We start from the raw sequence: 5,330 nt of genomic DNA, 5'->3' as shown, positions 1-5,330 counted from the left end.
CAGTAGGCTGTTTTTGCTTTTCAATAATATGGTTGTGATAATATTGAAGATTTGGGTCAATACTGACTTCAATTACTCGCTCTCTACTATTTCTCCGAATTTCAAAGACTGATGGCTCATTCATAAGCGGCTTATATTCCTCAGGTTTATTACCATCGATAGAATTGATTTCGTCATTCACAGAAAAGAATTCCTGACCGATAGAGCCTGGTGCAATCTGTAAGATTTTCAGTTTAGACGCTTCATTAGAGACACCACGCAGCCCGAGATATCTTGTGAGAAAATTTTCATTTGGAATTTGGACTAAATTGCAGCCAACAAAACCCAGTAATTCATCTACCAAATCGTACTTGTCTCGGGCGCCAAAAACATAATCCTTGAAAAATGCATCCAAACTTTCTCCATATATAGCTTCACAGTAAAGTTTTATCTCTTCGAGACTATAACCAACCTGAGTTTTCCCGTGCTTTTCCCATAAAAGATGCAGCACATCGTCTAAGGACTTTTCTGAAGATGTCTGTTTTCTAATAATGAGATCAAGACATAACGCGATCATTGCTCCTTCTACATAAATCGAGCTTTTTTTGTGAGGAGCGCCCTGTACATATCCGTCAATCCACAAATTGAGAGAAGAAGTGATTACCGATTCGTTCAGGCGGCCATAATTCCAGAAATGTCTGTTAAATAGAGTGTTTAGCTCATCAAAATACCATTGGGTATCAAAAACTTTACCTCTGCATAAATATAAATCACCATAATAAGTGGTAAATCCTTCAGCAACTAAGCCTGTAGGAAATGTAACTTCGCGAGAAAAGTCATATGGCATCATCTCCTTCGGTCTTATTTTTATAATATTCCAGGCATGAAACAACTCATGAGAGCTTACGCCTAAAAGTTCACTATACAATTTGCCCTCTCCCACTTCATTTCCAGGGCCTAAACAAATAACTGTTGATTTAGCATGCTCAACGCCATGGTAGTGCTTGTATGGGAGAATGAGTAATAAAAAGTGATATTCATCTTCAGGAAACTCCCCTAAAGAACTAATTTGAGCTTCACTGAACTTCTTAAAGTCTGAAGTAAGCTGTTTGAGGTCAATATTATGCACTCCATAAACCCAAATATTAAATTGAGTTTCGCCAACATTATAAGATTTGAGGTCGATATTTTTTGAAGCCATCAAAGGGCTGTCGACCAGTTCGTAAAAATCAGTGCTTTCAAACACATGATGTGAGTTAGAGAGTGCACAAGCTACTTCATACTCAGAAGGTATGTTAATGGAAACCTTACATTTTGATTGAGTGGTTTTAGGGCTATACATCAAGCAGTTTATAAAATTAATATAGATTAGCTCTTCATCATAGTAGCTATTACCGGCATCCATGGCAAAAGCATAATACTCATACTTAACAGTAACATTCTTAGTTTTTCTAGTGTCTACAGTCCATCGATTGGCATCGGTCTTATCATATGAGAGGGAAGTATCGTTGTCATCAAAAAAGCTTACACTGCGTAAGTTTTTACTGTAATTGGCGGCTTCATATCTACCGGGGCGCCACAGTGGCAACACCAATTCTAGAGTGTCATCAGGCGCTGAGAGCGATAATGTAATTTCTAGTAAATGTTCAAGAGGATTAGCCAGGTGTATAGTATATTGCATCGGGAGTAAGTTTAATGTCAAACAAATCTAGACTACAGTTTGCAATTTTAAAAAAGCGCTGTATCTTTGCAGCCCGATTCAAATTATAGAGGAATTCATACTTCTTCAATTGAAGAGTAAAGCAAGATACAATGAAAAGAACATTTCAACCTTCGAAGAGAAAAAGAAAAAACAAGCACGGTTATAGAGCTAGAGCTGCTTCTGTCAATGGAAAAAAGGTATTAGCCAACCGTAGAGCAAAGGGTAGAAAGAAACTTACAGTTTCTGACGAAAAGACACACAAGTAATCTGGTAGTACTGTTGTTGGCTCGTGTTTTTTCAGATAATTTATTTGAGAAAATAGCTTAAATGAGCAGCACTTTTAAAAAAGCCGAAAAGCTTTCCAGTAAAAAATTAATTCAGGAACTCTTCTCCAAGGGTTCCTCTTTTTATTTATACCCGTTTAAGGTCTTGGTGCTCCCTCAAAGCGATAAAAATCAGTCGCCTCATCAGTTGCTAATTACGGTACCCAAAAGAAATCATAAGACCGCGGTAGCGCGTAACAGGATTAAAAGACAAATCAGGGAGGCCTATCGACTTAACAAGCAACTGTTAGATGTAGATAAAACACTCCTTATTGCATATATTTATACTGCCAAAGAAGTGTCAGATTATCACAAGCTTGAGAAAGCCTTAATAAGTTTGCTTTCTAAAATAAATCAGGCTTACCAGTCTTAAATCAGAATGAGAAAATTAAGAATACTCATAGCGACCATTTTGCTGCTTTCAGTAATTGCAATTGCTGCAAAAGAGCCTGCCGAAAGATATTTTCAGATAGCCAAAAACCTCGATATTTTCGCCACCTTGTTTAAGGAAGTCAATGCATACTATGTAGATGAGGTAGATCCAGATAAACTTATCCGTGCCGGTATCGATTCAATGCTGGCCTCACTTGATCCTTATACAAATTATATTCCCGAAGAAGATATAGAGTCATTTAGAACAATGACTACAGGCCAATATGCTGGTATTGGAGCGCTAATAGGTCGGGTAGAGGGCAAAATACTAATTACAATGCCTTACGATGGTTTTGCTGCCCATGAGGCTGGACTAAGAATCGGAGACCAATTGTTAGAGATCGATGGAGAAGATGTAAAGGACTTTGAGATTTCAGAGATTAGCGCTTTACTTAAAGGGCAGGTTCGTACCCAGGTTGAGGTTACAGTAAAAAGATATGGTGAAGCCAATCCTATTAAATTTAGTATTCAAAGGGAAAAGATTACGGTCAACAATGTGCCCTACTATGGCTTGGTTACACCCCAGATCGGTTACATAAGACTTGAAGATTTTACAACTAATGCTGGTAAGGAGGTTGAAAAGGCGGTAAAAGATCTCAAAAACCAGGGAGCGGAAAAACTTATTCTTGATTTAAGAGACAATCCAGGAGGCCTTTTAAGCGAAGCGGTAAACGTTTCAAATGTATTTATTCCAAAAGGTAAAGAGGTAGTTTCTACCAAAGGAAAAGTAACCGAATGGAATAAAACATATAAAACCCTAAACAATCCCGAAGACACTAAAATACCACTGGTAGTTTTAGCAGATGGAGGTAGTGCATCCGCCTCTGAAATTGTCAGTGGTGTAATTCAAGATTATGACCGGGGTATACTTCTCGGCACCAAAACGTTTGGCAAGGGTTTGGTGCAGACAACCAGACCGCTTACTTACAACTCTCAACTTAAGGTCACAACTGCCAAATACTATATTCCAAGTGGAAGATGTATCCAGGCTTTAGATTATGCGCATAGAAATAAAGATGGCAGCGCAAGTAAAGTACATGATTCCCTTAAGGTTGAGTATAAAACCAAAAATGGCAGAAGAGTTTATGATGGAGAAGGGCTCTCTCCTGATATTAAGGTAATATATCAAAACTACGCTACTATCACAGAAGTACTAGTTCGCAAAGGGCTTATTTTTGAATATGCCACCATCTATGCTTATGAAAATGAAGTAGGAGCCGATCCGACAAAATTTCAATTCTCAGATGAAGATTATGATAGGTTTGTCACTTGGCTGGTAAATAAAGATTATTCATACACAACTGATGTTGAGAGAAGAGTTAAAGAGCTCGAGAGTTTATCAAAAGAAGAAAAGTATTACAATGATATTAAGGTACAGTTGAGTCAACTCAGAAAAGAAATAGCTAGAAGTAAGCAAAATGACCTTATCGATTTTAAAGAAGAGATAGTGCAATTATTAAGAGAAGAAATTCTCACGAGAAAATTTTTACAAAAAGGAGCTATCGAAGGTTCGTTTCAACACGATAAGCAGATACAAAAAGCAGTAAATGTGTTAAATGATCAATCTCTTTATCAGAAAACCCTGAGCTCTAATTAATGGCACTAATCCTAAGCATTGAAACAGCAACAAATGTTTGCTCCGTAGCAATTCATAAAGAAGGCAAGCTTTTAGCCAATCAGTCACTCCATATTGCTCAATCTCATTCAGGCTTGTTGGTCCCTGTTATTCAAACCCTTCTCAATAATTGTGATCTCCAAAAAGATCAGTTAGAAGCGGTGGCACTGTCTAAGGGGCCGGGCTCGTATACAGGTTTGCGTATTGGCACTTCCACAGCAAAGGGTCTTTGCCAGGCACTAGAGATCCCATTGATTGGAGTCAACACCTTAGAAGCCATGGCAGCTCAGGTCACACAATTTGCAAACCAGGCAGACATATTGTGTCCCATGTTAGATGCAAGAAGAATGGAGGTTTATTGTATGCTACAAAATAAGAAAGGTGAAACCATTCAAGAGACACAACCCGTTATCATAGAAGAATCAAGTTTCAACGATTTATTAGATAGCAACAAAATGTATTTTTTTGGAAATGGAGCTGAAAAGTGTAAAGCCGTGATTCAATCGAAAAATGCTGTGTTTATCAATGATGTAGAACCAGACGCTATTACTGTCGGAAGATTAGCATATCAACGATATATAAAAAACCAGTTTGAAGATTTGGCGTACTTCAATCCTTTTTATTTAAAAGACTTTAGAGTTACCAAACCAAAGGCAAAATAAATACGTTACCAAAAGTCGAACAGGAGCTATAAATACTTTAGAAAGAATGGCGCAGACAGGAGAGATAATAAACAGAGTTGAAAAAAGCCCTTTATTGACAATCAACCTTGAGGACTATTACCCACATGGAGAAAGAGTGCAGCTCGATATTGCACCATGGCTTTTTCAGGGTATGATTCTGAAAGAAAAAGACTTTAGGGCTGAAGTAAAAGAACACGACTGGTCAAAATACCAGGATCAATTTGTCGCTATCACTTGTTCCGCAGATGCTATTGTGCCAACTTGGGCCTATATGTTGATCGCTTCAAAACTTCAGGAGTATGCCAAAATGTTCATTTTTGGATCAAAGACAGAGTTAGAAAAAATTCTTTTTAAAAATTCTTTAGAAAAAATAAACCCGGAAGATTATACTGATAAGAAACTTGTAATCAAGGGTTGCAGTGATCTCAAAATCACGGAATTCGCTTATGTTGAGATAGTTAGGTTGCTAAAACCTGTAGCTTCCAGCATTATGTATGGCGAGCCATGCAGCACAGTCCCGATATATAAAGCACCTCGAAAGAAATAAATTCAAATTTTTTTACGTGGGGTATTGTGGGTAATAAAAAAGTTATTAC

At 37.6% G+C, this 5,330-nt stretch carries 6 protein-coding genes; 5 read left to right on the top strand and 1 reads right to left on the bottom strand.

What is annotated here, in order from left to right; genetic code table 11:
• A partial coding sequence (locus E1176_RS06920; RefSeq protein ID WP_155209876.1) for a M61 family metallopeptidase occupies positions 1 to 1,660 on the bottom strand: 1,660 nt, incomplete at its 3' end.
• Positions 1,661 to 1,791: 131 nt separating this feature from the next.
• Here E1176_RS06920 and rpmH point away from each other — a divergent pair.
• The 5 genes from rpmH (at position 1,792) to E1176_RS06895 (ending at position 5,281) form a co-directional block, all read left to right on the top strand.
• Positions 1,792 to 1,947, top strand: a complete 156-nt coding sequence (gene rpmH, locus E1176_RS06915) for a 50S ribosomal protein L34 (RefSeq protein ID WP_155209875.1) — start codon at positions 1,792 to 1,794, stop codon at positions 1,945 to 1,947.
• A gap of 61 nt (positions 1,948 to 2,008) precedes the next feature.
• Positions 2,009 to 2,377, top strand: a complete 369-nt coding sequence (rnpA, locus tag E1176_RS06910; RefSeq protein WP_155209874.1) for a ribonuclease P protein component — start codon at positions 2,009 to 2,011, stop codon at positions 2,375 to 2,377.
• A gap of 6 nt (positions 2,378 to 2,383) precedes the next feature.
• Entirely contained in the window at positions 2,384 to 4,033 is a 1,650-nt protein-coding gene (locus E1176_RS06905) for a S41 family peptidase (RefSeq protein WP_155209873.1), read from the top strand.
• Positions 4,033 to 4,713 carry a tRNA (adenosine(37)-N6)-threonylcarbamoyltransferase complex dimerization subunit type 1 TsaB gene (gene tsaB / locus E1176_RS06900; RefSeq protein WP_155209872.1) on the top strand — a complete coding sequence of 227 codons (681 nt, stop codon included), beginning with the start codon at positions 4,033 to 4,035 and terminating at the stop codon, positions 4,711 to 4,713. The genes E1176_RS06905 and tsaB overlap by 1 nt, the downstream gene beginning before the upstream one ends.
• Positions 4,714 to 4,759: 46 nt before the next feature.
• Positions 4,760 to 5,281: a DUF2480 family protein gene (locus E1176_RS06895; protein ID WP_155209871.1), complete on the top strand. Its 522-nt coding sequence runs from the start codon at positions 4,760 to 4,762 to the stop codon at positions 5,279 to 5,281.
• Positions 5,282 to 5,330 lie beyond the last annotated feature (49 nt).

This window comes from Fulvivirga aurantia (assembly GCF_009711475.1).
Lineage (GTDB): Bacteria > Bacteroidota > Bacteroidia > Cytophagales > Cyclobacteriaceae > Fulvivirga > Fulvivirga aurantia.
The sequence above is the reverse complement of the archived record's forward strand: the minus strand, read 5'-3'. Positions and strand labels throughout refer to the sequence as shown.

What these genes read in the sequence shown, in the direction of transcription:
- rpmH (WP_155209875.1), top strand. Translation starts at nt 1,792, where the DNA reads ATGAAAAGAACATTTCAACCTTCGAAGAGAAAAAGAAAAAACAAGCAC.
- rnpA (WP_155209874.1), top strand. Translation starts at nt 2,009, where the DNA reads ATGAGCAGCACTTTTAAAAAAGCCGAAAAGCTTTCCAGTAAAAAATTA.
- E1176_RS06905 (WP_155209873.1), top strand. Translation starts at nt 2,384, where the DNA reads ATGAGAAAATTAAGAATACTCATAGCGACCATTTTGCTGCTTTCAGTA.
- tsaB (WP_155209872.1), top strand. Translation starts at nt 4,033, where the DNA reads ATGGCACTAATCCTAAGCATTGAAACAGCAACAAATGTTTGCTCCGTA.
- E1176_RS06895 (WP_155209871.1), top strand. Translation starts at nt 4,760, where the DNA reads ATGGCGCAGACAGGAGAGATAATAAACAGAGTTGAAAAAAGCCCTTTA.